The organism is Pseudomonas extremaustralis (assembly GCF_900102035.1).
Classification (GTDB): domain Bacteria; phylum Pseudomonadota; class Gammaproteobacteria; order Pseudomonadales; family Pseudomonadaceae; genus Aquipseudomonas; species Aquipseudomonas extremaustralis.
The window spans coordinates 6,331,721-6,358,051 of sequence record NZ_LT629689.1 but is presented as its reverse complement, the minus strand read 5'-3'; the positions used below and the strand labels follow the sequence as shown (position 1 = coordinate 6,358,051).

Genomic DNA, 26,331 nt, shown 5'->3' with positions numbered 1-26,331 from the left:
ACTTTCCACCGAACATAAAAAACCCCGCCTGCATCGCTGCAGGCGGGGTTTTTCAGTCGCCGGGTAAGGCTGGCTTACATCATGCCGCCCATGCCACCCATGCCGCCCATGTCTGGCATACCGCCGCCAGCCGAGCCTTCTTTCTTCGGTGCTTCCGCAACAGCCGCTTCGGTGGTCAGGATCAGACCGCCGATGGAGGAAGCTGCTTGCAGCGCCGAACGGGTCACCTTGGTAGGGTCCAGGATGCCCATTTCGATCATGTCGCCGTATTCGCTGGTTGCCGCGTTGTAACCGAAGTTACCTTTGCCGTTCTTGACAGCGTTGACCACGACGCTTGGCTCGTCGCCGCTGTTGGCAGCGATCTGACGCAGCGGCGCTTCAACAGCGCGACGCAGTACAGCGATCCCCACGTCCTGATCGGCGTTGTCGCCTTTCAGGTCCAGGATGGCTTCCAGTGCGCGGATCAGTGCAACACCACCGCCAGGTACCACGCCTTCTTCAACGGCTGCGCGGGTTGCGTGCAGGGCGTCTTCAACGCGGGCTTTCTTCTCTTTCATTTCAACTTCGGAACCAGCGCCAACCTTGATCACTGCAACGCCGCCGGACAGCTTGGCCAGGCGCTCTTGCAGTTTTTCACGGTCGTAGTCGGAGGAAGTTTCGGCAACCTGGGCGCGGATCTGAGTGATACGCGACTGGATGTCCTGGTCTACGCCAGCACCGTCAACGATGATGGTGTTTTCCTTGGAGATGGTCACACGCTTGGCGCTGCCCAGGTTTTCCAGGGTGGCGCTTTCCAGGCTCAGGCCGATCTCTTCGGAGATAACGGTACCGCCGGTCAGAACGGCGATGTCCTGCAGCATGGCCTTGCGACGGTCGCCGAAGCCTGGAGCCTTGACGGCTGCGACTTTGACGATGCCACGCATGTTGTTCACGACCAGGGTCGCCAGGGCTTCGCCTTCAACGTCTTCGGAAACGATCAGCAGTGGGCGGCCGGCTTTGGCAACGGCTTCCAGCACTGGCAGCATTTCGCGGATGTTGGAGATTTTCTTGTCGACCAGCAGGATCAGCGGGCTTTCCAGCTCGGCAACCATGGTTTCTGGCTTGTTGACGAAGTACGGGGACAGGTAGCCACGGTCGAACTGCATGCCTTCTACAACCGACAGTTCGTTTTCCAGGCCAGTGCCTTCTTCAACGGTGATCACGCCTTCTTTACCGACTTTTTCCATGGCTTCGGCAATGATGTCGCCGATGGAGCCGTCGGAGTTGGCGGAGATGGTGCCTACCTGAGCGATTGCCTTGGTGTCAGCGCATGGCTTGGACAGGTTTTTCAGCTCTTTGACGATGGCGATGGTCGCCTTGTCGATACCGCGCTTGAGGTCCATCGGGTTCATGCCGGCAGCGACGGCCTTCAGGCCTTCGTTGACGATCGACTGAGCCAGGACGGTAGCGGTGGTGGTGCCGTCGCCGGCGTCATCGTTGGCACGGGAGGCAACGTCTTTGACCAGCTGCGCGCCCATGTTCTCGAAACGGTCTTCCAGTTCGATTTCTTTGGCTACGGAAACGCCGTCCTTGGTGATGGTCGGAGCGCCGAAGCTCTTTTCGATGATCACGTTACGGCCTTTCGGGCCCAGGGTCGCTTTTACTGCGTCAGCCAGGACGTTGACACCGGTGAGCATTTTCTTACGGGCGGAGTCGCCGAATTTAACTTCTTTAGCAGCCATGATCGATATTCCTTAAATACTTTGTAGTAACGGGAAAATGAGCGGGGAAGATCAGTCTTCCAGTACAGCGAGAATTTCGTTCTCAGCCATTACCAGCAGGTCATCGCCGTCAACTTTCACAGTGTTGCTGCCGGAGTAAGGGCCGAAAACAACCTTGTCACCCACTTTCACGGCCAGCGCGCGCACATCACCGTTATCCAGAGTCTTGCCTGGGCCTGCAGCGATGATCACACCGTGGTTGGCTTTTTCAGCAGCCGAACCTGGCAGAACGATCCCGCCAGCGGTTTTCTTTTCTTCTTCGCTGCGACGGATGACGACGCGGTCGTGCAGAGGACGAAGCTTGCTCATTGTCGATCTCTCCTAATTGTGATTTTCATCGGCCGGTATCAATTCCGGCGGGTTAAATTCCGGCGGTGCCGGTCGCGGCTCGCTGGGCAAGTCGCGGAAGTCTGTCTGATGTCACCACCAGAAACCTTGCGGTGACCGTTACATAAGGGCGTATATGCTTATTACAAGGGGCCGCAGATGAAATTTTTTGAGCCTGGGGCCGGGTGAATGCAACACGGCACCCAAGGGTGCCGTGCCAGTGAAGCGGTTAGTGACTGTCGCGGTGTTCGAACTCGCCTTCGATCACATTGCCTTCACGCCCCAGCGGCCGGCGCGGTGCCGGGCCGCCACGGGGTTGCAGGTCATCGGCGAATGCACGCTGGCGAATCGCTGCTTCTTCGGCACGCTGGCGTATCTTGCCGGCCAGCAGCTTGCGGGTGAACGGCAGCAACATGATCAGGCCGACCACGTCACTGATGAAGCCCGGCAGGATCAACAGCCCGCCCGCCAAAGCCATCATCAGGCCTTCAAGCATGGTCTGGGCCGGCAATTCACCGCGATTCAGGCTTTCACGGGCACGCAGCGCCGTGGCCAGGCCGGCGATACGCAGCACCAGGACGCCGAGCATCGAGCCGAGAATGATCAGCAACAGGGCCGGGAAAAACCCGATCGCGCTGCTGACTTGAACGAATACGAACAGCTCCAGCACCGGGAACAGCAGAAAGAGCAATAAAAAAGGGCGCATCAAATGGTTCCTCAACGCAAGAATGCCTTGCCAGTGCACCTTAGATGACGTCGCCGTTTCGTGAATTCAAGCATCGACGCTGGCTTTTTTCGGCCAGGCTGCGGCGTGAGCCAATGAAACCAGGGCCTCGCGTACTTGTGTCGGCGTGTTGCAAGGCGTTGCAAAGGGTAGCCAGTGCAGTGACTGACCGATGCGCAGGTGCATGCCTTCGCTGTCGATGCCAGCCAGTTGCGCGGGTTCGTGGGTGGGCAAGCCGGTCAAGGCGACGTAATGGGCGATAGCCTTGGCGTGGTCGCTGTTCATGTGTTCGACCATGCTGCGCTCGGTCGCGCCCGCGAACGGGTTGGCCAGGGTCAACTGGTCGATCCAATGAATCGCGCCGAAACCGCCTATATAACGGTGGCGTACCGGCTTGAGCACCCAGAAGTCGAAGTCGTGGGCCTTGTGGTAATTGGCCGACTCGGGGAAGTAGCGATAGTAACGCTCGGCCGCCGCCTCGATGGCTGCGCCCTCCTCCAGTTTCTCGGCTTCGGCCAGGTAAGTCAGGCGTCCCACCGCCTGCACATCATCCGCTTCGCGCTCGCCCACCAGCAGCGAGCACTTGGGATCTTTTTGCAGGTTATGGGTGTGCTGGGCGATACGGCTGATCAGGATCAGCGGGCGGCCCTGCTCATCCAGGCAGTAAGGCGCGACCGAACCGAACGGAAAACCGGGCATAGCCTTGGACAATGTGGAGAGGGCCCCACGGTATTCCTTGAGCAACAGCTCTCGGGCGTTCTTGGCAACCTGTGCGCTCAACGTATGACTCCTCGGGTATTCGACGGCCCATAGGCTATGGGAATGGATCTCGATGCAAGGTAATCAATATCGGCGAAGGTTGCCAAGCGGGTTTTACAGCCCGCTTACCAGGCGACACCGAACCCTGCGGTGTAGCGGGTCTTGCTCAGGCTGCTTTCCGAGTCGCCGCTGACAATGTCGCGCTCGGCCTTGAGATTGAGGGACGCCCACTCGGTGACTTTGTAGCGCAAGCCCATTTGCGCATCCAGGGAGTAATCGACCGGCCCGTCGATGGGCCGCCCCAGCTCGCCGCTGGTGAAGAATTCGACGGTCTTGCCCACCAGGTAGCGGTTGTAGTCCCACTTCATGGCCAGCGAGTAGAAATGATCCTTGCCACCGTCGGCATATTCATAGTCGGTGCGGTTGACCAGCGAACCGAGGGAGAACGCCCCCAACTCGTCATCCCAGAACTGGTAGCCCGGGCCGGTACCGACGGTGCGTTGACGGGCCAGGTCTTCAACCTTGTCGCGCTTGTAGGTCAGGCGCCCCTGCCAGAACCAATGCTCAGTGATAAAGCGGTCCAGGTCATATTCCAGGGCCCAGTTGTCGGTGGTGGTCACGTCGTCCTGGAATTCGCGGTTGTATTCGCCCTGCCCGGTATGGCGCCATTGGCCATGCCGCGCAGTGGTCTTGAAGTCGATGTCGTAGTCGTTGGTGTCTTTTTCGGCACGCTTGTAGTCCAGCGCCAGATCGACATTGCCCTTCCACACCAGGTCTTCGACCAGCGGCTTGGGCTTGATGATCTGCTGGATGCTCGCCAGCTCGACGGTCTTGGGCGCCTCGCCATTGGCCAGCACCACCTTGCCATCCTCCGCCGCTTTCAGCGACTTGGCCTTCTCGCCAGTATAGGCATCCTGCTTGACCAGCAACTCCTGATCGCTTTCCAGGGTTTTCACCTGCTTCCAGTCCACCGGGATCGCCCCTGCGTAGTCAGTCTGGATCAGCAACTTGCCACCGTCGAAGACTTTGATCTTGCCGGTCAGGCGATCACCGTTCTTCAACCAGACGGTATCGGCCAGCAAGGGCGTGGAAGCGCTGAGAACAGCGAGGCACAGCAGGGTTCTGGACAACATAAGCAGATAGGGAGCTCAAGATTGGCGAAAAAGGGCGATTATCGTGTTAGATAGCTAAGACTGACTCACGGATTAATAGTGAGTTCAATTCTCATCAGCACGCTCGCACGTCTTTCTTTCAGATAGACCGTCAATCCGAAAGGATAGGTACGCCATGAATCACCCTGCCGATACTCCGCAAAGCCCCGCCGAGATGCGCCGCACCGCGCTGTACCTGACGCTGGCGCAAGTGCCTGCTGGCTGCGTGGTGAGTTACGGCGAGCTGGCCCACCTTGCTGGCCTCGGACGCGCAGCCCGCTGGGTGGGACGCACCCTCAGCCAGCTTCCCGAGGACACCCGGCTGCCCTGGCATCGGGTGCTGGGTGCCGGCGGTCGGATAAGTCTGCCGGCCGGCAGCGCCTCGGGAGACGAACAACGCGCGCGTTTGCGTGAAGAAGGCGTCACGGTCCGCAACAATCGTGTGGATATTCAGCGCCATGGCTGGCGCCCGGTAGAGCACAGCGGTTAGAGTGCGCGCTTTGTTTCCGTGAATCTGAGGCAGACTCCAGCCCATGCCCCGTAAAACCTGGCGCGCCGCGCTCGCCGCCTATGCCAGCCCCTCGACGTTAGTGCTGTTGTTGCTCGGCTTTGCCGCCGGCTTGCCTTACATGTTGGTGTTCTCGACGCTTTCGGTGTGGTTGCGCGAGGCCGGTGTGGCCCGCGAGACCATCGGCTATGCGAGCCTGATCGGCCTGGCCTATGCCTTCAAATGGGTATGGTCGCCGCTGCTCGACCAATGGCGCCTGCCGCTGCTCGGCAAACTCGGACGTCGTCGTTCCTGGCTGGTCCTTGCCCAATCGCTGGTGATCCTCGGATTGATCGGCATGGGTTTCTGCGACCCGCAAAAACATTTGTCCTGGCTGATCGCCATTGCCGTCATCGTGGCGTTCGCGTCCGCCACCCAGGACATCGCGGTCGACGCCTATCGCCTGGAGATCGCCGACGACAGCCGCCAGGCCGCCCTGGCCGCCAGCTATATGTCCGGCTATCGCATCGCGGCCCTGCTGGCCACGGCGGGCGCACTGTTTTTTGCCGAAGGCTTCGGCTCCACCGGCTTCAGCTATAAACACACGGCGTGGACCGGCACCTATGTGCTGTTCGGCGTGCTGATGATCCCGGCGCTGCTGACCACCCTGTTCATGCGCGAACCGAACGTGCCGCTGCGCACCCAGTTGCAGGCGGGGCGCTACAGCTTCGTGCACCAACTCGTGTCGGTGTTCGTGTTGATCATATTGCTGGTGTCCGTGCCGGCCATGTTCACCCAGTTGTACAACACCGATTTTGCCAGCGTGCTGTTCCAGGGCAGAAGCCTGTGGGACCTGCTGATGGAAGACCGCGCCTTCCTGCGCGCCATCCTCTATATCACCCTCTCCGCCCTGTGCCTCTCGACCATGGGCCGCCGTGGCCTGGCGCCGGTGCTGACGCCGGTCAACGACTTTATCCTGCGCTATCGCTGGCAGGCGCTGCTGCTGCTGGGGCTGATCGCCACCTATCGCATGTCCGATACGGTGATGGGCGTGATGGCGAACGTGTTCTATATCGACCAGGGCTTTACCAAGGACCAGATCGCCGGGGTCAGCAAGATCTTCGGCCTGATCATGACCCTGATCGGCGCCGGCATGGGCGGCCTGCTGATCGTGCGGTTCGGTATCCTGCCGATCCTGTTCATCGGCGGCGTGGCGTCGGCCGCCACCAACCTGCTGTTCGTGATGCTCGCCGACATGGGCCCGGACCTGCAGATGCTGATCTTCACCATCTCCCTGGACAACTTCAGCTCGGGCCTGGCCACGTCGGCGTTCGTGGCCTACCTGTCGAGCCTGACCAACCTGAAGTTCTCCGCCACCCAATATGCGCTGCTCAGCTCGATCATGCTGCTGCTGCCCCGTCTGATCGGCGGGTACTCAGGGGTGATGGTGGAGAAGTTCGGGTATCACAATTTCTTCCTGATCACCTGTGTACTGGGTGTGCCCACGCTGCTGCTGATCGCGTTGCATTGGTTCCAGGAAAATCGGCGGATACGCCTGAGCCCGCCCGAAGAAGACTGACACACCGGTTCCTACGGGCACATGTCAGCCGCGATCCTGTACGCGAGCAATTTGCGCCCGTACAATCCCAAGTCACTTCAAGTCCAAGCAACCGACAACGGCCTACCATGCGTACCAGTCAATATTTGCTCGCCACACTGAAAGAAACGCCTTCCGACGCGGTTGTGATCAGCCATCAGCTGATGCTGCGCGCCGGTATGATCCGCAAGCTGGCTTCCGGCCTGTACACCTGGCTGCCCATGGGCCTGAAGGTGATGCGCAAGGTCGAAGCCATCGTTCGCGAAGAAATGAACGCTGCCGGTTCCCTGGAAGTCTTGATGCCGAGCACCCAACCGGCCGAGCTCTGGCAGGAATCCGGGCGCTGGGAAGAATACGGTCCTGAATTGCTGCGCTTCAAGGACCGTCATGGCCGCGACTTCTGCGCTGGCCCGACCCACGAAGAAGTGATCACCGACCTGATGCGCAACGAGTTGAGCAGCTATAAACAGCTGCCCCTCAACCTGTATCAGATCCAGACCAAGTTCCGTGATGAAATCCGCCCACGCTTCGGCTTGATGCGCGGCCGCGAGTTCATCATGAAGGATGCGTATTCGTTCCACGCCGACCAGGCGTCCCTGCAGGTCACCTACGACCGCATGCATGCTGCCTACTGCAACGTGTTCACGCGCCTGGGCCTGAAGTTCCGCCCGGTTGAGGCGGACAACGGTTCCATCGGCGGCGCCGGCTCCCACGAGTTCCACGTACTGGCCGAGTCCGGTGAAGACGATATCGTGTTCAGCAACGGTTCCGACTACGCGGCGAACATCGAGAAAGCCGAAGCCGTGCCACGGGAAACCTCCCGCCCAGCCCCGGCTGAAGCGCTGCGCCTGGTGGACACCCCGCAGACCAAGACCATCGCGGCCCTGGTGGAAAAATTCAATCTGCCGATTGAAAAGACCATCAAGACCCTGATCGTTCACGCCGAGGAAGCCGGCAAGCTGATCGCCCTGGTGATCCGTGGCGACCACGAACTCAACGAAATCAAGGCTGCCCAGCAACCGGGCGTAGCCAGCCCGCTGGTCATGGCCTCCGATGCCGAACTGCGCGACGCCATTGGCGCCGGTGCCGGTTCCCTCGGCCCGCTGAACCTGCCGTTGCCGATCATCATCGACCGCTCGGTCGAGCTGATGAGCGACTTCGCTATCGGCGCGAACATCGACGACAAGCACTACTTCGGCGTGAACTGGGAACGCGACCTGCCAGTACCGACCGTGGCCGACCTGCGTAACGTGGTCGCCGGTGACCCAAGCCCGGATGGCAAGGGCACCCTGGAAATCAAGCGCGGCATCGAAGTCGGGCACATCTTCCAGCTGGGCAACAAGTACAGCAAGGCGATGAAGTGCGAAGTGCTGGGCGAAAACGGCAAGCCGATCACCCTGGAAATGGGTTGCTACGGCATTGGCGTCTCCCGCGTGGTTGCCGCTGCCATCGAGCAGAACAACGACGAGAAAGGCATTATCTGGAGTGACGCCCTGGCGCCGTTCCAGGTGGCCCTGGTGCCGCTGCGCTATGAAACCGAGCAAGTCCGTGAAGCCACCGACAAACTGTATGCCGAACTGACGGCCGCCGGTTTTGAAGTGCTGCTGGATGACCGCGACAAGAAAACCAGCCCCGGCATCAAGTTCGCCGACATGGAGCTGATTGGCATCCCCCACCGGATCGTGGTCAGTGACCGTGGCCTGGCCGATGGCAATCTGGAATACAAGAGCCGGACCGAAGCCGAAGCCCAACCGTTGCCGGTGGCTGACGTGCTGTCTTTCCTTCAGGCGCGTATTCGTCGCTGAAAACCAGATCAAGAGAAGTCATGTTCAAGCGAAACACCAGAGCCCTGGGGGGCGCCGCCTTGTGCGGCGCCCTGCTGGTCAGCGGCTGCGCCAACCAGATGTCGCAACGCAGTGAGCACGAGGAGCGGGTCGAGCGTAAATTGCTCGACCACAGCCTGCAGATCGATGTCGGCGAACCCAAAGTGCTGGAACTGCCGCAACGCCGGGTTCGCATTCACGAGCAGAAGACCTTCGAGGTCACCGAATTCGAAGTCACCCGTCGTTACGATCGCTACACCCCCTACCAACCCTGGCGCAAACTCTACGAAATGCCCTTGGGCGCGGTCGCCCTGGTGGCCGGCGCGGGCGCCAACGTGGCGAATGTCTTCGCCCTCGGCAACCTGCCGACCAGCATGACCCACGACTGGCTGATCTACGGCATCGACGGCCTCAACCCGTTCATGAACGTACAATCCCATGGCCGTGCGCAACAGAACCTGGCGGGTATCGATGAAGTCCAGCGCGACAAGCGTGTGGAGTATTCGAGCCTGCCCTGGAGCGAACGCCCGGTACAGGTGACGGCCGGCAAGCAGACCCATGAGCTGACCACCGACCGCAACGGTGTACTGCGCTTGAACCTGTTGGACAGCCCGTTCGCCGAGCAGGACCTGAATCGTGTCACAACCTTGAAGATCAGCGTGGAAGATGGCCAGGACGATGCCCACTCGGACTCGACCCTGGCGATCAGCAACACCCTGCGCGGCAAGTTGCTCGAAGCCCACAGCCTGATCTACGACGATCTGGAAGACGATGAAGTCAACCAGTGGGTGCACCGGGTCAAGCGCCTGTCGGAACTGGGCCTGGAGGAAGAAGCCAGCGAACTGGAACAAAGCCTGATTGAACTGACCCGTAATGATCCAGAGTTGCAGCAGGAATTCCTGCAAGCGCTGACCAAGGATGCGGGACGACTCGTCGCGGATCCTGGCGCACGCTGAGCCCTCGAAAACGCTGTAGATCCAAATGCGGGAGGGACTTGCTCCCTCCCGCATCTGGTTTGCGGGTTCTACCAGGAGAACTCGAGCTGTTCATTGCCACCACTCAGGTCGAGCAACCGCACCCCAATCCCCAGCAACCGCACCGGTTTGCCGCCGCGATTGAACGCCTGGGTCAGCAGCTGTTGATAACTCTCCAGGTCCCGCCCCGCCCCCGCCTGCTCCAGCGTTGTCTGGGTAAAGTCATGAAACTTCACTTTGACGAAGGGTTTGCCCGCGCGATAACTGCTGTCGATACGCGCCATGCGCCCGGCCAGGGTTTCCATCAGTTCGGGCAGTTTCGCCAGGCAACTTGAGAGATCAGGCAGATCCACATCGTAAGTATTTTCCACACTGATGGATTGGCGCCGGTTGTCGTTCTGCACCGCGCGATCATCAATCCCACGGGCCAGGCTCCACAGCCGCTCACCAAAACTGCCGAATTCACGCACCAGCGCCAACTTGTTCCACTCGCGCAACTGCAGGCAGTCCTCGATGCCCAGGCGCGCCAGTTTGTCGGCCGTGACCTTGCCCACCCCGTGCAACTTGCTCACGCGCAATTGGGAGACAAAGTCCTCGACCTGGTCCGGTGTGATCACAAACAAGCCATTGGGCTTTTTCCAGTCACTGGCGATCTTGGCCAGGAATTTGTTCGGGGCCACGCCTGCCGACACGGTGATATGCAGTTGATTGGAGACCCGGCGCCGGATGTCCTGGGCGATGCGCGTGGCACTGCCGCCAAAGTGCGGGCTGTCGGACACGTCCAGGTAGGCTTCATCCAGCGACAGCGGCTCGATCAGGTCGGTGTAGTCGCGAAAAATCGTCTGGATTTCTTTCGATGCTTCTTTATAGGCATCCATGCGCGGCTTGACGATGGTCAGGTCCGGACACAGCTTCAGGGCATGGCGCGATGACATGGCCGAACGCACGCCATAGGCCCGCGCTTCGTAATTGCAGGTGGCGATGACTCCGCGTCGATCCGCCGAGCCGCCGACGGCCAGTGGCTTTTGCGCCAGGCTCGGGTCATCGCGCATCTCGATGGCGGCGTAGAAGCAATCACAGTCGACGTGGATGATTTTGCGCTGCGTCATAGATAAGAAGGCAGTTCAACGGGTGGCCAGTATCGCATCCACCCCTGTATATAGCACCAGTAGTTTGAATCTTCCCTCTGAGCGGTAGGAAAATTCTCAGATGAATTTATTTTTTCAATCGAATTTAGCCTCCCAATAGAGCTGAAAGCCTCGGCCAGACTGGCTCCCAGAGCTTTCAAGCGCGGTCTTGGAGAGCTAACCGATTGAACCACAAGCGCTTTTCTTCCGGTCACAGGTTGACACACCAGCGTTCCTCTGTAGAATGCCGACACACAGACGCGGGATGGAGCAGTCTGGTAGCTCGTCGGGCTCATAACCCGAAGGTCGTCGGTTCAAATCCGGCTCCCGCAACCAACACAAACGAAAACACCGCCTCGACCTAACCGTCGAGGCGGTGTTTTTGTTTGTGTCGGTTTTAACGATTGGCGACTGAGGGCAAGGGCCGCGCGCGGCTCCAACTCGATTGCTTGATAAAGATCAACGTTATGCACTGCACTCGATTGGTAGCATTTACCGAGATGGGCGAACACCGGTATTCGCCAGACACGGTCGATGAAATAACGTGATCTCGCTTCCGTCTCGCGCTACCACAGCGCCACGCCCCTGCCCCAGTCAACGCTTAACGTCCCACCCACGCTCAAGGATCGGATCATGACGCCCATCCCGAGTACCGATGCAACGTGGTCTTGGCGGCGCGCCGCAAGAATTCTTCTGATCCTTGCCATAGTGTTGGCCGCCGGTACCGGCGGCGCCTGGTATTGGTGGCATAGCCAGCAAGGCAAGCTGCCCCAGGGGCTGGTATCAGGCAACGGCCGTATCGAATCCGACCAAATCGACATCGCCGCGAAGTCCGCCGGACGCGTGCGCGAGGTGCTGGCCCGGGAAGGCGATCTCGTCACCGAAGGCCAGGTGCTCGCCCGCCTCGATACCACGGAGTTGCAAGCGCAACGCGCCAAATATGCCGCCGACGTGGCGTCCGAGGAGGCCTCGATGCTCGAGGCAAAGGCAACCGTCGTGCAACGCCAGGCGGAACTGACCCTCAAGGAAGCAAAGCTTCGCCGCGCCCTCAAGTTGATCGTGACCGGAGCGATCAGTGAGGACAACCGCGACGAGGCTCTGGGCGAACGCGATTCTGCCCGCGCCGTGCTCGAAGCCGCACAGAAGACCGTGACCGCACGCGAGCGCTCGGTCGTGGCCGCGCAAGCCCTGGTCAATCAGACCGACGCCCAGATCGTCGATACCATTCTTTTGGCGCCGGTGCAGGGCCGCGTGCTCTATCGTCTCGCCAACCCAGGAGAAGTGGTTGCGGCAGGCGGAAAGGTGCTGACGATCATCGACCTGTCAGAGATCTACATGGAGATCTATCTCCCCTCCGAACAGGCCATGCGCGTGACGATTGGGTCGGCCGCACGAATTGTCTTCGACGGTGCCGACTTCGCCGTCCCGGCCAAAGTGAGTTTCGTCTCGCCCGACGCTCAGTTCACGCCCAAACAGGTCGAAACCCGCAGCGAGCGCGACAAGCTCATGTTCCGGATCAAGCTGCGCATTCCGCCGAGCCTCATCGCGCGCCATCTCAACCAAGTGAAAACCGGGACCCGCGGCATCGGCTATGTGCGCCTCGATCCGAACCCGCCAGATTGGCCGGATAACCTGCAAAAACGCGTTGAGGGCGACCCTGCCGATGCCGAGGACTGACCATGGTGACTCGCGCGCCGCTGATCGCCGAGGTGTCCAACGCAACCCATCTGTATGGCAAGGTCCGAGCGCTCGACGCTGTATCGCTCGCACTGCCGAGCGGCCAGATGACGGGCATCATCGGCCCTGACGCTGCGGGAAAGTCCACGCTGCTCGGCCTGATCGCCGGAGCACGAAAGATACAGGCCGGATCGGTCACGGTCCTCGGCGGTAGCATGGACAATGCCCGGCATCGGCGCTCCGTGTGCACGCGCATTGCCTATATGCCGCAAGGACTCGGCAAAAATCTCTATCAGGAGATCAGCGTCCGCGAGAACCTGGCCTTCTTCGCGACCCTCTTCGGTCTGTCCGCATCGGAACGCGACGCACGCACACAGCGCCTGGCGGCCGCCATCGGTTTGCTGCCCTTTCTCGACCGGCCTGCCGGAAAGCTGTCGGGCGGCATGAAGCAAAAACTCGGGTTGTGCTGCGCACTCATCCACGACCCCGACCTGCTCATTCTCGATGAACCGACGACCGGCGTGGATCCGCTGTCGCGCCGACAGTTCTGGGATCTGATTGGCGACTTGCGGCGCGAGCGTCCGACCATGAGCGTGGTCATTTCCACCGCCTATATGGATGAGGCGGGCCAATGCGATTGGCTTATCGCGATGGATCACGCACGCGTGCTGGCCTGCGGCACCGCGGACGAGCTGCGCGCAAAGACGGGCCAACAAGACATGGAAGCAGTGTTCGCCGCCCTGCAACCGGGACAGAAATCGGCACCGCCGCGGCTGGTCATTGCGCCACGCCAGCCAGGCACAGAGGCGCCGGTGATTGTCGCAAGGAACCTGACCCGCCGTTTCGGCAGCTTTACTGCGGTCGATCGCGTCAGCTTCGCCATCGAACGCGGGGAAATCTTCGGCTTCCTCGGTTCGAACGGCAGCGGCAAGACCACGACCATGAAGATGCTGACCGGGTTGCTGGCGCCCAGCGAGGGAGAGGCCGACGTCTGCGGAAAGCCGGTCGATGCCAACGACCTGTCGGTCCGCCGGCGCGTGGGTTTCATGTCGCAATCGTTCTCGCTCTATGGCGAACTGACCGTGCGGCAGAACCTGCGTCTGCATGCGCGGCTTTTTCATCTGGCCGCGGACCGCGCTGACGAACGTATCGCCCAGCTCATGATCGATGTCGGCCTTGTCGACTACGCCGACACCGAAGCGAGTTCGCTGCCGCTCGGTGTGCGGCAGCGTCTCTCGCTGGCCGTGGGGATCGTGCACGATCCCGAGTTGCTGATCCTCGACGAGCCCACGTCAGGCGTCGACCCGTTGGCGCGCGATGAGTTCTGGCGTTTGCTCGGCGATCTCTCACGCTCCCGTAACGTCACGATCTTCGTCTCCACGCATTTCATGAGCGAGGCCATGCGCTGCGACCGCATCTCCTTGATGCATGCCGGTCGCGTCCTCGTCTGCGACACACCGCAGAACGTCATCGCGTCCAAGGGCAGCACAAATCTCGAAGAGGCGTTCATCGCCTATATCGAAGACGCCGAACCGTCTTCGCCCGCGCCCCCTGCGGCAGCGATCACTATGCAGACACAGCCGGATGGAGTGGCCTTGTCGTCCAGGCGCTGGGCCTTCATGCCGCTGCGCCGCCTCCTGGCCTTTGCCAAGTGCGAGACGTTGTCGCTGATGCGCGATCCGGTGCGGCTTGCCTTCGCCTTTCTCGGCTCGTTCATCATGCTGTTGATCTTCGGCTTCGGTGTTTCCAGCGATGTGACCAACCTCACCTATGCGGCGTTCGACCACGACGAGACGCCGGAGAGCAGAGACTATCTGGCCAATTTCTCGAGTTCTCGCTATTTCACTGAAAAGGCGCCGCTCCACAGCGTGGAAGAAATGCAGCGACGCCTGAAGTCGAACGACATCACGCTGGCGATCGAAATCCCACCCGGCTTCGGACGCTTGGTAAAGCGCGGTGCGGATTGGCAGGTATCGGCCTGGATCGACGGCGCCAACACCTCGCGCGCCGCCACCATCGAGGGTTACGTGCAGTCGGCGCACAATCTCTTCTCCGAACAGAGAACGCGGCAGTCCAGCGCCGCAACGAGCACGAAACCGACGACCAGCATCGTGATCCGCAACCGTTACAACCCAACCGCCGAGAGCATCTACGCGATCGGGCCTGCGGTGCCGGCGATGCTGCTGATGATGTTTCTTGCCATCCTGACCGCTGTCAGCGTCGCCCGCGAAAAGGAGATCGGCACGATCACGAACTTCTACGCCACCCCCACCACGCGCCTGGAGTTCCTGATCGGCAAGCAACTGCCCTACATCGGTGTCGGCATGATCAATTTTTTCATCATGACCACGACTGTGCTGCTCCTCTTCGATGTCCCGCTGAAGGGTGACGGTCTCACGCTGACCCTGGGCGCGCTTTTCTATGTGGCGGCGGCCACCGGCTACGGGCTGTTCATCTCGACCTTCACGTCGAGCCAGGTCGCAGCGGTGTTCGCCGGAGCGGTGCTGTCGATGCTACCGACCATGCAGTTCTCCGGCATGATGCAGCCCGTTTCGACGCTGGAGGGCGGCGCACGCTTCATGGGGTACCTGTGGCCGACGAGCTACTACCTGCATATGAGTGTCGGCGCGTTCACCAAGGGACTTGGCTTCACCGACATGGCGACCGATCTGCTGGCGCTGACCCTGTTCGGTCCGGCCTTCCTGTTGCTGTCGGCGTTGCTCTTGCGCAAACAGGAGAAATAAGGTGAACAGCCTCGCCAACATATTCTGGCTCGGTATCAAGGATCTGCGGGCCCTGTCGAAGGACTTGATGATGATCCTCTTCATCTTCTATTCCTTCGGCATCAGCATCTATATGCAATCGACCGGCGCCGGCGAGACCGTCCACAATGCCTCCGTGGCGATCGTCGACGAGGACAATTCCGCCCTCTCGCGATCGATCGCCGGGCTTTTTTATCCCCCATACTTCCAGGCGGCCAAAATGATCAGCGCCGCCGATATCGATCGCACCATGGACAAGGGTCTGTACACCCTTGTCGTCGTCATTCCTCCACGCTTTGAAGCGGATGTACGCAAGGGACGCGATATCGAGGTTCAGGTCAACGCAGACGCCACCGCCGTCCAGCAGGCGTCCTTGGGTGGGGGCTATATCCAGAACATGGTGACCGACGAGGTCACGCGCTACCGCCAGCAAATGCAGCGAACCGCCGGGCTCTCGTCCGATCTCGTCATCCGCCGCGCGTTCAATCCCAACGGCACACAATCCTGGTTCCGCGCGGTCGTCGGCCTTGCCGATCAGCTGTCGATGCTGATCATTATCCTGACCGGCGCGGCGCTGTTGCGCGAGCGCGAGCACGGTACGATTGAACACCTGCTGGTGATGCCGCTGACCGCCTTCGAGATTGCGCTCGCCAAAGTCTGGTCGAGCGGGCTGGTGATCATGATCGGTTTCATCTGTTCTCTTCTATTCGTGGTCCAGGGCGTCCTCGACGTGCCGATTGCCGGTTCGCGCGGTGTGCTGCTGCTCGGCACCCTCATCTACATCTTCGCCACGGCGGCGATCGGCATCTTCCTCGGCACCCTCGCCCGCACCATGGCGCAATTTGCCCTGCTGATGATGATGGCCGTGATGCCGATGATGATGCTGTCGGGCGGCATGTCGCCCATCGAGAGCCAGCCGCAATGGGTCCAGTACGTGACGTGGTTTTTCCCGTCGCGGCACTATGTGGGCTTCATGCAGGCGATCGTGTATCGCGGCGCGGGCCTCGACATCGTCTGGAAAGAGTTCGTGACGGTCCTGGTGATGGGCGTGACCTTTCTGGTGATGAGCTTGCTGCTGTTCCGCCAGTCCGTTGCGACCTTGCGGTAAGGCATTTTTGCGACCGCAGGTTTTCGCCTTGGACGATTGTCCGACAAAAAACCTTTTCCTTGCGTGCACTTACCGCACATCGTCGCAATCCAGCGGCTAATTCACACTTATTTGCCCCATTGGCCCATTAACGGTTGACAGCCTGCCGCTTGGCTGTAGAATGCCGCCCACAGACGCGGGATGGAGCAGTCTGGTAGCTCGTCGGGCTCATAACCCGAAGGTCGTCGGTTCAAATCCGGCTCCCGCAACCAAACATCAAAAAAGGCTGCTCGAAAGAGTGGCCTTTTTTGTATCTGATAAAAAAGTTCTTCTGAAACAATGGCATGGCATCTTTCATGAAACCGTACGGGTTTTATAGAGTCCATGTCATTGCACGCTATGCTTAATCCTCTACGACCAATGGCCGCAGTCGCCGACCCCGGTGATACGCGTTAATATTTGTAATTATTTTGTCCATAGGGATTGGTAACTTGGCTGGATACCTCCATCCTGTCGCGCACAATCCACGAGGTGATTGATGCGCGCCAACTCGTCTGAACCACAAGACACCGTCACAGCAGAACAACCGATCGCTCCCACCCGCTTGCGCTGGCTGGATCTGTTAAGCAAGTACCGCCAGCCCATCGGGCTGGCGGTTACGTTGCTGCTGTTTGCAATCGCCCTCGTCGCCTGCCGCCACCTGCTGCTCGAGCTGGACCTCTACGCCCTCCATGACTCGATCCTGGAAGTGCCCAAGCCAGCGTTGCTCGGTGCATTTGCCGCTGCAGTCGCGGGTTTCGTCGTTCTGTTGGGCTATGAGTTTTCCGGCGCACGCTACGCCGGGGTGAAACTGCCCGCCAAGACCCTCGCCCTGGGTGGGTTCACCGCGTTCGCCATCGGCAACGCCATCGGCTTATCGATGCTCTCGGGCGGCTCGGTTCGCTACCGTTTATATGCACGCCATGGCCTCGGCGCTTCGGAAGTCGCGCACATGACCGTGTTCGCCAGCCTGGCCCTGGGCTGTGCCCTGCCACCGTTGGCGGCGCTAGCCACGCTGAGTAACCTGCCGGCAGCCTCGACCTACCTGCATCTCCCGCAAATGCTGCTCGGCGGTGTGGCCGGCGCCGTGCTGTTGCTGTCGGCGATGCTGTGCATCGGCATCTATCGCCGTCGCCTGCCGGAACAACCCTACCCGGACAACCTGATGGTCAAGGCCGGCCGTCGCACCCTGCGTCTGCCCGGTCGTCGCCTGACCTTCCTGCAGTTGATCATCACGGCCCTGGACGTCGCGGCGGCGGCCACGGTCCTTTATATGCTGTTGCCGGAAGCGCCGCCCTTCGGGCCGTTCCTGCTGGTGTACCTGTTGGCCCTGGCCGCTGGCGTGCTCAGCCATGTGCCCGGTGGCGTGGGTGTCTTCGAAGCCATCCTGCTCGCCGCCTTCGCCGACAAGCTGGGTGCCGCGCCATTGGCCGCCGCCCTGCTGCTGTATCGCATGATCTATGTGGTGCTGCCGCTGTTGATCGCCTGCGTGTTCCTGTTGATCAACGAAGCCCAACGCCTGTTCCAGACCCAGCAGAGCCTGCGGGTCGCCTCGGGCCTGGCGGCGCCGGTACTGGCCGTGCTGGTTTTTTTGTCCGGCGTGGTCCTGCTGTTTTCCGGCGCCACGCCAGAAATCGACTCACGCCTGGAAAACATCGGCTTTCTGATTCCCCACCGCCTGATTGATGCTTCGCACTTTGGCGCCAGCCTGATCGGCGTACTGTGCCTGCTGTTGGCCCAGGGCCTGCGTCGACGCTTGTCGGCGGCCTGGATGTTGACCATGGTGTTGCTGCTGGCCGGCGCCCTGTTGTCCCTGCTCAAGGGCTTCGACTGGGAAGAAGCCAGCCTGATGACCATGACCGCAGTGTTGCTGGCCATCTTCCGGCGCTCGTTCTATCGCGCCAGCCGCTTGACCGAACTGCCGTTCTCGCCGCTGTACCTGGTGGCCAGCGTCTGCGTGCTCGGGGCTTCGATCTGGCTGCTGCTGTTCGCCTATCAAGACGTCCCTTATAGCCATCAACTGTGGTGGCAGTTCACCCTCGACGCCAACGCCCCGCGCGGCCTGCGCTCGCTGCTGGGGCTGCGGTATTGCTGGTGATCGTGTCGCTGACCTGGCTGCTGCGTACCGCGCGCCCGGTGATTCACCTGCCAACGCCGGAAGAACTGGAACGCGCCACCAAGATCCTGATGGCCTCGTCGCAACCCGACGGCGGCCTGGCGCTCACCGGCGACAAGGCGCTGCTGTTCCACCCCAACGACGAAGCCTTCCTGATGTATGCCCGTCGCGGTCGCAGCCTGGTGGCCTTGTATGATCCGATCGGCCCGACCCAGCCCCGCGCCGAGATGATCTGGCAGTTCCGCGACCTGTGCGACATCCACCATGCGCGCCCGGTGTTCTATCAGGTGCGTGCGGAGAACCTGCCGTACTACATGGACATCGGCCTGACCGCGATCAAGCTGGGCGAAGAAGCCCGCGTCGACCTCAAACGCTTTGACCTGGAAGCCAAGGGCAAAGAGATGAAGGATTTGCGCTACACCTGGAACCGTGGCACCCGGGACGGCCTGTCCCTGGAAATCCACGAACCGGGCACCGCGCCGATGGACGAGCTCAAGGTCATTTCCGACGCCTGGCTGACCGGCAAGAATGTGCGCGAGAAGGGCTTTTCCCTGGGCCGCTTCAGCAACGACTACCTCAGGCACTTCCGTATCGCGATCGTTCGCTTCGAAGGGCACCCGGTGGCCTTCGCCAACCTGCTTGAAACCTACAACCACGACCTGGCCAGCCTCGACCTGATGCGCGCCCACCCCGATGCGCCCAAGCTGACCATGGAGTTCATGATGGTCGGCCTGATTCAACACTATAAGAGTCATGGCTATGCTCGCTTCAGCCTCGGCATGGTGCCATTGTCGGGCCTGCAACCCCGCCGTGGCGCGCCGCTGACCCAACGCCTGGGCTCGATGGTGTTCCGTCGTGGCGAACAGCTGTATAACTTCCAAGGTTTGCGCCGCTTCAAAGACAAATTCCAGCCTGACTGGGAACCCCGTTACATGGCCGTGCCCGCAGGACTTGATCCGCTGGTGGCACTGGCCGATACCGCCGCCCTGATCGCGGGTGGCCTGACTGGATTGGTGAAACGCTGATGATTCGACGCTCCTGGCGGTATGTATTGGCCGTTGTAGTGCTGCTGGCCCTGATCCTGGGGGGTGGCTATTGGTACTGGAACCGCCCTGCCCCGCAACCGACCCTGGAGCAACTGCCCCAGGCCGACGGTTCGGTGATGACCCGCGTGACGCCAGCCGGAACAGCAAAAGCCCGCGTGGCCGTAGCGGTGATGGCGGATGAAGTCCTGACCGACAGTCAACTGATCGCCCTCAGCCAGGGCGGCAAGGCACAAATCGTTCAGGTGATCCTGCCCAAAGACGACTGCACGCTGCAGGAACAGGCGCTACAAGGCGCCCTGGCCCAGCTCAAGGGCGCACCGACGCTGGTGAGCGGCATCGGCCCTGGCGCCGCCCTTGCCTGGCGCTGGCTGGCCACACAGAACGATGACAAAGCCAACGCGATCTCCGTTGGCTTCACCCTGGTACAGGAAGGCTGCAAGGACCCGCTGCCGAAGACCGCCGCCCATGGCAATTGGCTGGTGGCGTGGAACGACAACCCTGACGATGAAAGCGCCAGTTTCGTACGCGACACACCGCGCGCCACCACCAGCATCAGCGACTACGACATTCACTACCCGCAAGTGCTGAACAACGAACTGCGCAAACAGCTGGTCGGTTCGGACAACGGCGGCCTGGCGATTCCCGTGGTGGAAGTCCCCGCCGGCCAGGCCAAGGACACCGTGACCCTGTTCCTCTCCGGCGATGGCGGCTGGCGTGACCTGGACCGCGACGTGGCCGGCGAAATGGCCAAGATCGGCTACCCGGTGGTCGGCATCGACACCCTGCGCTACTACTGGCAGCACAAGACTCCGGAACAGAGCGCCAAGGACCTCACCGAACTGATGCAGCACTACCGGCAAAAGTGGGGCACCAAACGCTTCGTGCTGACCGGTTACTCGTTCGGCGCCGACGTACTGCCAGCGATCTACAACCGCATGCCGGAAAACGAACAGCAGCGGGTCGACGCCATCATCCTGCTGGCCTTCGCCCGCACCGGCAGCTTTGAAATCGAAGTGGAAGGCTGGCTGGGCAACGCCGGCAAAGAAGCCGCGACCGGCCCGGAAATGGCCAAGCTGCCGGCGGACAAGGTGGTGTGCATCTACGGTGCCGAAGAAGTCGACGAGAGTGGCTGTACCGACAAGACGGCGGTAGGCGAGGCGGTGAAACTGCCTGGCGGGCATCACTTCGACGAGAACTACCCGGCACTGGCCAAGCGCTTGGTGGATATCATCGTCAAGCACCAGGCCAAATCCGAGTAATTCCGGGCTGTACGCAAAACCCAATGTGGGAGGGGGCTTGCTCCCTCCCACATGGGTTGGTTGGGCTAGCGCGGTTCGATATGCGCAATCATCAACTGCACGGTTTCCTGTCCCCGGAATTCGTTCACGTCCAGCTTGTAGGCCAACTCCACCCAACGCACGGTCGGGTTCGGCCAGACTTCACGGTCCACCCCAAACGCAATGCCATCGAGCTTCACTGAGCCGCACTCGCTCTTGAGCACCACCTTCAGGTGCCGCTCCCCTACCACCCGTTGCTCCACCAACTGAAACACCCCGTGAAACAGCGGTTCGGGAAAGTGCTGCCCCCAAGGCCCGGCGTGGCGAAGGGCGCGGGCCAGTTCCAAGTGAAACTCTTCCACCGCCAGGGTGCCATCGGACAACAGCCGGCCGGTGAGGTCTTCTTCGCGCAATTGCCGACGCACCTCGGCATCAAAGGCTTCGGCAAACAGTGGGAAATGTTCCTCGGGCAAGGTCAGCCCCGCCGCCATGGCGTGGCCACCGTATTTGGTGATCAGGTTGGGATGCTGGCTCGCCACCACCGCCAGCGCATCACGGATGTGAAAGCCCTGCACGGAACGGCCCGAGCCCTTGAGCAAGCCATCGCCCGCGTCGGCAAAAGCGATGGTCGGACGGAAGTAGCGCTCTTTCATGCGCGACGCCAGAATGCCGATCACCCCTTGGTGCCACTCCGGATCGAACAGGCACAAACCGTAGGGCATCGACTCCACCGGCAAATCCTTGAGCTGGGCCAGGGCCTCGCGCTGCATGCCTTGCTCGATGGATTTGCGATCCTGGTTCATGCCATCCAGTTGCGCGGCCATTTCCCGGGCGGCGGCAACGTCGGTGGTGAGCAGGCATTCAATGCCCAGGCTCATGTCATCCAGGCGCCCGGCGGCGTTCAGGCGAGGCCCGAGGATAAACCCCAGGTCGGTGGAGGTGATACGGGCGTGGTCACGCTTGGCCACTTCGAGGATCGCCTTGATCCCTGGCCGCGCGCGACCGGCGCGGATGCGTTCCAGGCCTTGATGCACAAGGATGCGGTTATTGGCGTCCAACGGCACCACGTCGGCGACGCTGCCCAGGGCGACGAGGTCGAGCAACTCGCCAAGGTTCGGCTGCTGCTTATTCTCGTACCAGCCCAGGCTGCGCAAGCGGGCACGCAAGGCCAGCAACACATAAAAGATCACCCCGACCCCGGCCAACGCCTTGCTGGGAAACTCACAGCCCGGCTGGTTCGGGTTGACGATGGCATCCGCCGCCGGCAATTCATCCCCCGGCAAGTGGTGGTCGGTCACCAGCACTTTGAGCCCAGCGGCCTTCGCCGCCGCCACACCTTCGACACTGGAGATGCCGTTGTCCACGGTAATCAGCAACTGCGGCTCGCGCTGCAAGGCCACGGCGACGATTTCCGGGGTCAGGCCGTAGCCGTATTCGAAGCGGTTGGGCACCAGGTAATCGACGTGGGCCGCACCGAGCAAGCGCAGGCCCAAGGTGCCCACCGTGCTGGCGGTGGCGCCGTCGGCATCGAAGTCGCCGACGATCAGGATGCGCTGGCGCTGCTCCAGGGCCGTCACCAGCAGGTCTACCGCCGCGTCGATGCCCTTGAGCTGCTGGTAGGGAATCAACCGCGCCAGGCTCTTGTCCAGCTCAGCCTCTGACCGTACCCCGCGCGCGGCATAGAGACGGGTCAACAGCGGTGGCAATTCACCGAGAAACGGCAGGACAGCGGGTAACGGACGGGGATCGATACGCATGGGACGGTGGGGAATTCTCTGTAGGGGAAATGTTAGCGGCAAGCTTCAAGCGCCAGCTCAACCGCGCTCGCCGACCAGCCACTGCAACTGCACTTCGTGCTGGCCGCGATCATCGGTGACGAAGATCGTGCCTTCGCTGATCATCACGTCCCACTTGATCACGCGCGGCATGTCCTTGGCCAACGTCTCGAGGACTTCCTGCGGAACCGCCGCGATGTGCACGTTTTTCATGCTTTTCGCCGCTGGCACCACCTTGCCCTCCCACACACGCAGGCTGCCGTAAGCGAGCAAGCTGGTACGTTCGGCGCGGCGCGAGCACCAGGTCAGGCGGTCGACATCGGGCTGGCCGACTTCGATCCAATGCAAGACGCGGTCATCCAGGCTTTTTTCCCACAGGGCTGGCTCGTCGACATCTGACAGGCCACGGCCGAACGACACTTGCTCGTTGTACCAGAGGGCGTAGGCCAACAGGCGCACAGTCATGCGCTCTTCGGTTTCCGAAGGATGGCGGGCGATGGTCTGTTTGACGCTCTCGTACACCGAGCGATCGAGGTCAGTGAGGTTGAGTTCGAACTTGTAGGTCGTGGACGGCTGGGCCATGAACGGACTTCTAGAGACAGGAAAAGGCGGCCAGTCTAACCGATGGCGAAGCCATTCAACGAATCATGCTCTGCATCATCCTTATCCCTGGGCCACTCGCCTATGTTAAAAGGCTTCACATCACCGCCCTGCGCAGACAAGGATCATCATGTCGTTTAATGCCAAACCGCTTGCCGGCTTGAAAGTCATCGAACTCGGCACCCTGATCGCCGGCCCGTTCGCCTCACGCATCTGCGCCGAATTCGGCGCCGAGGTGATCAAGGTGGAATCGCCCGATGGCGGCGACCCGCTGCGCAAATGGCGCAAGCTGTATGAAGGCACTTCGCTGTGGTGGTTTGTGCAGGCGCGTAACAAAAAGTCGCTGACACTCAACCTCAAGCACCCGGACGGCCTGGCGATCCTCAAGCAATTGCTGGCGGACGCCGACATCCTGATCGAGAATTTCCGCCCCGGCGTCCTGGAAAAGCTCGGCCTGAGCTGGGAAACCCTGCATGCGCTCAACCCCAAGCTGGTGATGGTACGCCTCTCCGGTTTTGGTCAGACCGGGCCGATGAAGGACCAGCCGGGGTTTGGTGCAGTGGGCGAGTCCATGGGCGGGCTGCGCTATATCACCGGTTTCGAGGACCGCCCGCCGGTACGCACCGGGATCTCCATCGGCGACTCCATCGCCGCATTGTGGGCGGTGATCGGCGCCTTGATGGCACTGCGTCATCGCGAGGTCAATGGCGGTCTGGGCCAGGTCGTGGACGTGGCCCTGTACGAAGCCATTTTCGCCATGATGGAAAGCATGATCCCCGAGTTCGACGTGTTTGGATTCATTCGCGAACGCACCGGCAACATCATGCCCGGCATCACCCCGTCCTCGATCCACACCAGCGCGGATGGCAAACATGTGCAGATCGGCGCCAACGGTGATGCGATCTTCAAGCGCTTCATGTCGGCCATCGGGCGTGAAGACCTGGCCAACGACCCTGTGCTGGCCAGCAATGACGGACGCGACAGCCGCCGCGATGAGCTGTATGGCGTGATCGATCGCTGGGTCAACTCGCTGCCGCTGGAGCAAGTGGTGGAACAGCTCAACAAGGCCGAGGTGCCCGCCAGTCGCATCTACAGCGCCGAAGACATGCTGGGTGATCCGCAATTCCTCGCCCGCGAAATGTTCCTCAAGGCCCAATTGCCCGACGGCAAAGACTTCAAGATGCCGGGCATCGTGCCTAAGTTATCGCAGACCCCAGGCAGCTGCGAATGGGTCGGGCCCCAACTGGGCGAACACAACAACGTGGTGCTCGGTGAATTGGGCTACGACACCGCCGCCATTGTCCGCTTGCGCGAGGAAGGCGCGATCTGATGATCGATCGATACAAACGCTGGCTGATTCAGTTGTGCCTCACCGCCATGATGGCGGGCGGCTGGTCATTGTCGGCGCAGGCCGAGGACACACTGATCTGGTTGCTGCGCGACCTGCCTCCACTGACCATTTTTGATGGCCCGGGCAAAGACCAGGGTGCGCTGGACCAACTGTTACCGATGCTGATCGAGCACTTGCCGCAGTATCGACATCAGGTGTTGCACGTCAATCGCGCACGGGGCATGCAGATGTTGCGCGAATCCACGTTCACCTGCGACCCCTCGTTACTGTGGACACCAGAGCGCGCCAAATACATCGTGTTTTCCCGCCAGGCGTTTATTTCCGTCAGCAATGGGATCACGATCCGGCGCAGTCAACAGGAGGCCGTGACAGCGTTTATCGTGGACGGCCAGTTCGATCTGCAAGCCTTTCTCGACGCCCATAAAGCCCGGGTGGGCGCGATTGCAGAACGCAGCTACGGCCCGGTCATCGATGAACGATTGAGGCAGGCCGATGCACAAAGCCTGGCGCTTCACTATGGCAACGACGCCCTGGGCAGCTTGTTGCAGATGCAACGCCTGGGACGACTGGAAGCGGTGTTGGGTTACTGGCCGGAAATCCGCTATCACGCGCTGCGGCAGGGGATCGCCGTCGACGACCTGAGCTTCTACCCCATCAAAGGCTCGGCGCCCTACCAACGTACCCATATCGGTTGTTCGGACACCCCCCAGGGCCGCGAGGCCATCGAACGGATCGATCAAGCGCTACATGACATCCCAGTGGAGCAGGTGCAAAAGTCCTACGCCGCATGGCTGGACCCGGTCATGCGCGAACACTACCTGCGCGACAACCCGAATTTTTTCCAGGAAGTTCCAACGCCGTGACAAATCCAAGGCAAAAGAAACCCCGAAGCGTGGGGAAACACTTCGGGGTTAAACGTGGCCTACAAAGACCAGTACAACAAGGCACAAACACCGGAGCACAATGTTCGCTCTTGCTGTTACAAAATCTGACAGGCCATGCCATAGGAAGTTTCAACAGGTAAACAATTCTTCATGCCACGGCGCCGCCACGGGTTTGTGCTGCGCTACGCAGGGCGGCGATCACCGAGGGTTCCAGACGTCCTTCGGCGATTTTGAGGTCGCGCAGCAGGCAGTCCACAACGTCTACCAATAAACGTTTATCCATCAACTGCGCCCGGTCGACATCACGCTCGACCACGATAGCGCCAGCAGGATTCTTCACAGTCACCAGGCACTCGCCCTGCACACCAGAGGGAGTCAGCGTAACCTGATAGGGGCTCAGTGCTTCTTCGAGCAATAGGCTGATACTTTCCATCTCGATCACCACTCAATAGTTCGGGAACAATCGTTTCAACGGGTGCTGCATCTATCCTAATGGACGGATTGTCACGTAGGAAAGTTCGCTTTTTCATCTTTATGGGGCCGCCAGGGCGTGACTTGCTCCAGCATGCGCTTGCAACATGACAACCAAAAAACGGACGCACATAACTGCTTACGCAATGGGCGACCGTTTGGGGAGTGCCGTCCAGCGAGACTGGGGGCAAATCCTATACTCGGTAAGCGCTGATCACTCTGCCACGCAGATAAAAGTGCATGTCAAAGGCCCTTATTGCGAAGGACGAACAGGATGGTGGAACACAACGAACAACAGGCGTCGATGGCAAAGATGCATGCCGACGTATTACGCATCTATGCAGAGATATCACGCATGCATGCAGAGCAAGGCAAGCTCAACGCAGAATCCCTGAAGATAACCTGTAAGACGTTTTGGTACCCCATGGGTGTAGCGATGGCCGTTGTCGCAACGATTGCTTCAATCACCGGGATGGCAATTAAATTGCTGTTGTAATCAGGATGCTGTCGAAGCTGC

At 60.8% G+C, this 26,331-nt stretch carries 20 protein-coding genes, 2 tRNA genes and 1 pseudogene; 14 read left to right on the top strand and 9 right to left on the bottom strand.

Annotated features, from left to right (window positions below):
• Positions 1–74: 74 nt before the first annotated feature.
• The 5 genes from groL to BLR63_RS29275 form a co-directional block, all read right to left on the bottom strand.
• On the bottom strand, positions 75–1,721 hold the full coding sequence (gene groL / locus BLR63_RS29295; RefSeq protein ID WP_010565302.1) for a chaperonin GroEL: 1,647 nt from the start codon (positions 1,719–1,721) through the stop codon (positions 75–77).
• Positions 1,722–1,772: 51 nt separating this feature from the next.
• Positions 1,773–2,069, bottom strand: a complete 297-nt coding sequence (locus BLR63_RS29290) for a co-chaperone GroES (RefSeq protein ID WP_010565301.1) — start codon at positions 2,067–2,069, stop codon at positions 1,773–1,775.
• 247 nt (positions 2,070–2,316) lie between these two features.
• Complete coding sequence (locus BLR63_RS29285; RefSeq protein ID WP_010565300.1) at positions 2,317–2,793, bottom strand: FxsA family protein; 477 nt, start codon at positions 2,791–2,793, stop codon at positions 2,317–2,319.
• A gap of 66 nt (positions 2,794–2,859) precedes the next feature.
• Positions 2,860–3,591, bottom strand: coding sequence for a HugZ family pyridoxamine 5'-phosphate oxidase (locus BLR63_RS29280; RefSeq protein WP_010565299.1), 732 nt, complete (start codon positions 3,589–3,591; stop codon positions 2,860–2,862).
• Positions 3,592–3,695: 104 nt separating this feature from the next.
• Complete coding sequence (locus BLR63_RS29275) at positions 3,696–4,703, bottom strand: DUF481 domain-containing protein (RefSeq protein WP_010565298.1); 1,008 nt, start codon at positions 4,701–4,703, stop codon at positions 3,696–3,698.
• Between the two features lie 154 nt (positions 4,704–4,857).
• On the opposite strand from BLR63_RS29275, the gene BLR63_RS29270 reads away from it, so the two are divergent.
• The 4 genes from BLR63_RS29270 to BLR63_RS29255 all read left to right on the top strand — a co-directional run bounded on the left by BLR63_RS29270 (position 4,858) and on the right by BLR63_RS29255 (position 9,584).
• Positions 4,858–5,211 carry an MGMT family protein gene (locus tag BLR63_RS29270; protein WP_010565297.1) on the top strand — a complete coding sequence of 118 codons (354 nt, stop codon included), beginning with the start codon at positions 4,858–4,860 and terminating at the stop codon, positions 5,209–5,211.
• 43 nt (positions 5,212–5,254) lie between these two features.
• Complete coding sequence (locus BLR63_RS29265; RefSeq protein ID WP_010565296.1) at positions 5,255–6,787, top strand: AmpG family muropeptide MFS transporter; 1,533 nt, start codon at positions 5,255–5,257, stop codon at positions 6,785–6,787.
• 107 nt (positions 6,788–6,894) lie between these two features.
• On the top strand, positions 6,895–8,610 hold the full coding sequence (locus BLR63_RS29260) for a proline--tRNA ligase (RefSeq protein WP_010565295.1): 1,716 nt from the start codon (positions 6,895–6,897) through the stop codon (positions 8,608–8,610).
• 20 nt (positions 8,611–8,630) lie between these two features.
• Positions 8,631–9,584: a hypothetical protein gene (locus BLR63_RS29255; RefSeq protein ID WP_010565294.1), complete on the top strand. Its 954-nt coding sequence runs from the start codon at positions 8,631–8,633 to the stop codon at positions 9,582–9,584.
• Positions 9,585–9,652: 68 nt separating this feature from the next.
• On the opposite strand, the gene dinB is transcribed toward BLR63_RS29255, so the two are convergent.
• The gene (gene dinB / locus BLR63_RS29250; protein ID WP_010565293.1) at positions 9,653–10,711 is read right to left on the bottom strand and encodes a DNA polymerase IV; all 1,059 of its coding nucleotides are present in this window, start codon (positions 10,709–10,711) and stop codon (positions 9,653–9,655) included.
• Positions 10,712–10,988: 277 nt separating this feature from the next.
• Between dinB and BLR63_RS29245 the strand changes: the two genes are divergently transcribed.
• From BLR63_RS29245 to BLR63_RS29215, 7 genes and pseudogenes are all read left to right on the top strand, one after another.
• A tRNA-Met gene (locus BLR63_RS29245) sits at positions 10,989–11,065 on the top strand.
• A gap of 297 nt (positions 11,066–11,362) precedes the next feature.
• Positions 11,363–12,406 carry an HlyD family secretion protein gene (locus BLR63_RS29240; RefSeq protein WP_050901334.1) on the top strand — a complete coding sequence of 348 codons (1,044 nt, stop codon included), beginning with the start codon at positions 11,363–11,365 and terminating at the stop codon, positions 12,404–12,406.
• Positions 12,407–12,408: 2 nt separating this feature from the next.
• Entirely contained in the window at positions 12,409–15,150 is a 2,742-nt protein-coding gene (gene rbbA / locus BLR63_RS29235) for a ribosome-associated ATPase/putative transporter RbbA (RefSeq protein WP_010565291.1), read from the top strand.
• A gap of 1 nt (position 15,151) precedes the next feature.
• A complete protein-coding gene (locus BLR63_RS29230) occupies positions 15,152–16,276 on the top strand; it encodes an ABC transporter permease (protein ID WP_010565290.1) in 1,125 nt (374 codons plus the stop codon).
• Positions 16,277–16,450: 174 nt separating this feature from the next.
• Positions 16,451–16,527, top strand: a tRNA-Met gene (locus BLR63_RS29225).
• Between the two features lie 266 nt (positions 16,528–16,793).
• Positions 16,794–19,435 (top strand): annotated as a pseudogene (mprF, locus tag BLR63_RS29220) (bifunctional lysylphosphatidylglycerol flippase/synthetase MprF).
• A complete protein-coding gene (locus BLR63_RS29215) occupies positions 19,435–20,715 on the top strand; it encodes a virulence factor family protein (RefSeq protein WP_010565288.1) in 1,281 nt (426 codons plus the stop codon). The pseudogene mprF and the gene BLR63_RS29215 overlap by 1 nt, the downstream one beginning before the upstream one ends.
• Positions 20,716–20,780: 65 nt before the next feature.
• Here BLR63_RS29215 and recJ read toward each other — a convergent pair whose 3' ends face one another.
• Entirely contained in the window at positions 20,781–22,490 is a 1,710-nt protein-coding gene (recJ, locus tag BLR63_RS29210) for a single-stranded-DNA-specific exonuclease RecJ (protein WP_010565287.1), read from the bottom strand.
• A gap of 57 nt (positions 22,491–22,547) precedes the next feature.
• Positions 22,548–23,090, bottom strand: coding sequence for a YaeQ family protein (locus BLR63_RS29205; protein ID WP_010565286.1), 543 nt, complete (start codon positions 23,088–23,090; stop codon positions 22,548–22,550).
• Positions 23,091–23,238: 148 nt separating this feature from the next.
• On the opposite strand from BLR63_RS29205, the gene BLR63_RS29200 reads away from it, so the two are divergent.
• Positions 23,239–24,438 carry a CaiB/BaiF CoA transferase family protein gene (locus BLR63_RS29200; protein ID WP_010565285.1) on the top strand — a complete coding sequence of 400 codons (1,200 nt, stop codon included), beginning with the start codon at positions 23,239–23,241 and terminating at the stop codon, positions 24,436–24,438.
• A complete protein-coding gene (locus tag BLR63_RS29195; RefSeq protein ID WP_010565284.1) occupies positions 24,438–25,322 on the top strand; it encodes a TIGR02285 family protein in 885 nt (294 codons plus the stop codon). Before BLR63_RS29200 ends, BLR63_RS29195 begins: the two co-directional genes overlap by 1 nt.
• Before the next feature lie 169 nt (positions 25,323–25,491).
• On the opposite strand, the gene BLR63_RS29190 is transcribed toward BLR63_RS29195, so the two are convergent.
• Positions 25,492–25,776 (bottom strand): DUF3509 domain-containing protein, encoded by a 285-nt coding sequence (locus BLR63_RS29190; RefSeq protein WP_010565283.1) that lies wholly within the window; start codon positions 25,774–25,776, stop codon positions 25,492–25,494.
• 312 nt (positions 25,777–26,088) lie between these two features.
• On the opposite strand from BLR63_RS29190, the gene BLR63_RS29185 reads away from it, so the two are divergent.
• Positions 26,089–26,310: a hypothetical protein gene (locus BLR63_RS29185; RefSeq protein WP_010565282.1), complete on the top strand. Its 222-nt coding sequence runs from the start codon at positions 26,089–26,091 to the stop codon at positions 26,308–26,310.
• Positions 26,311–26,331: the final 21 nt, after the last annotated feature.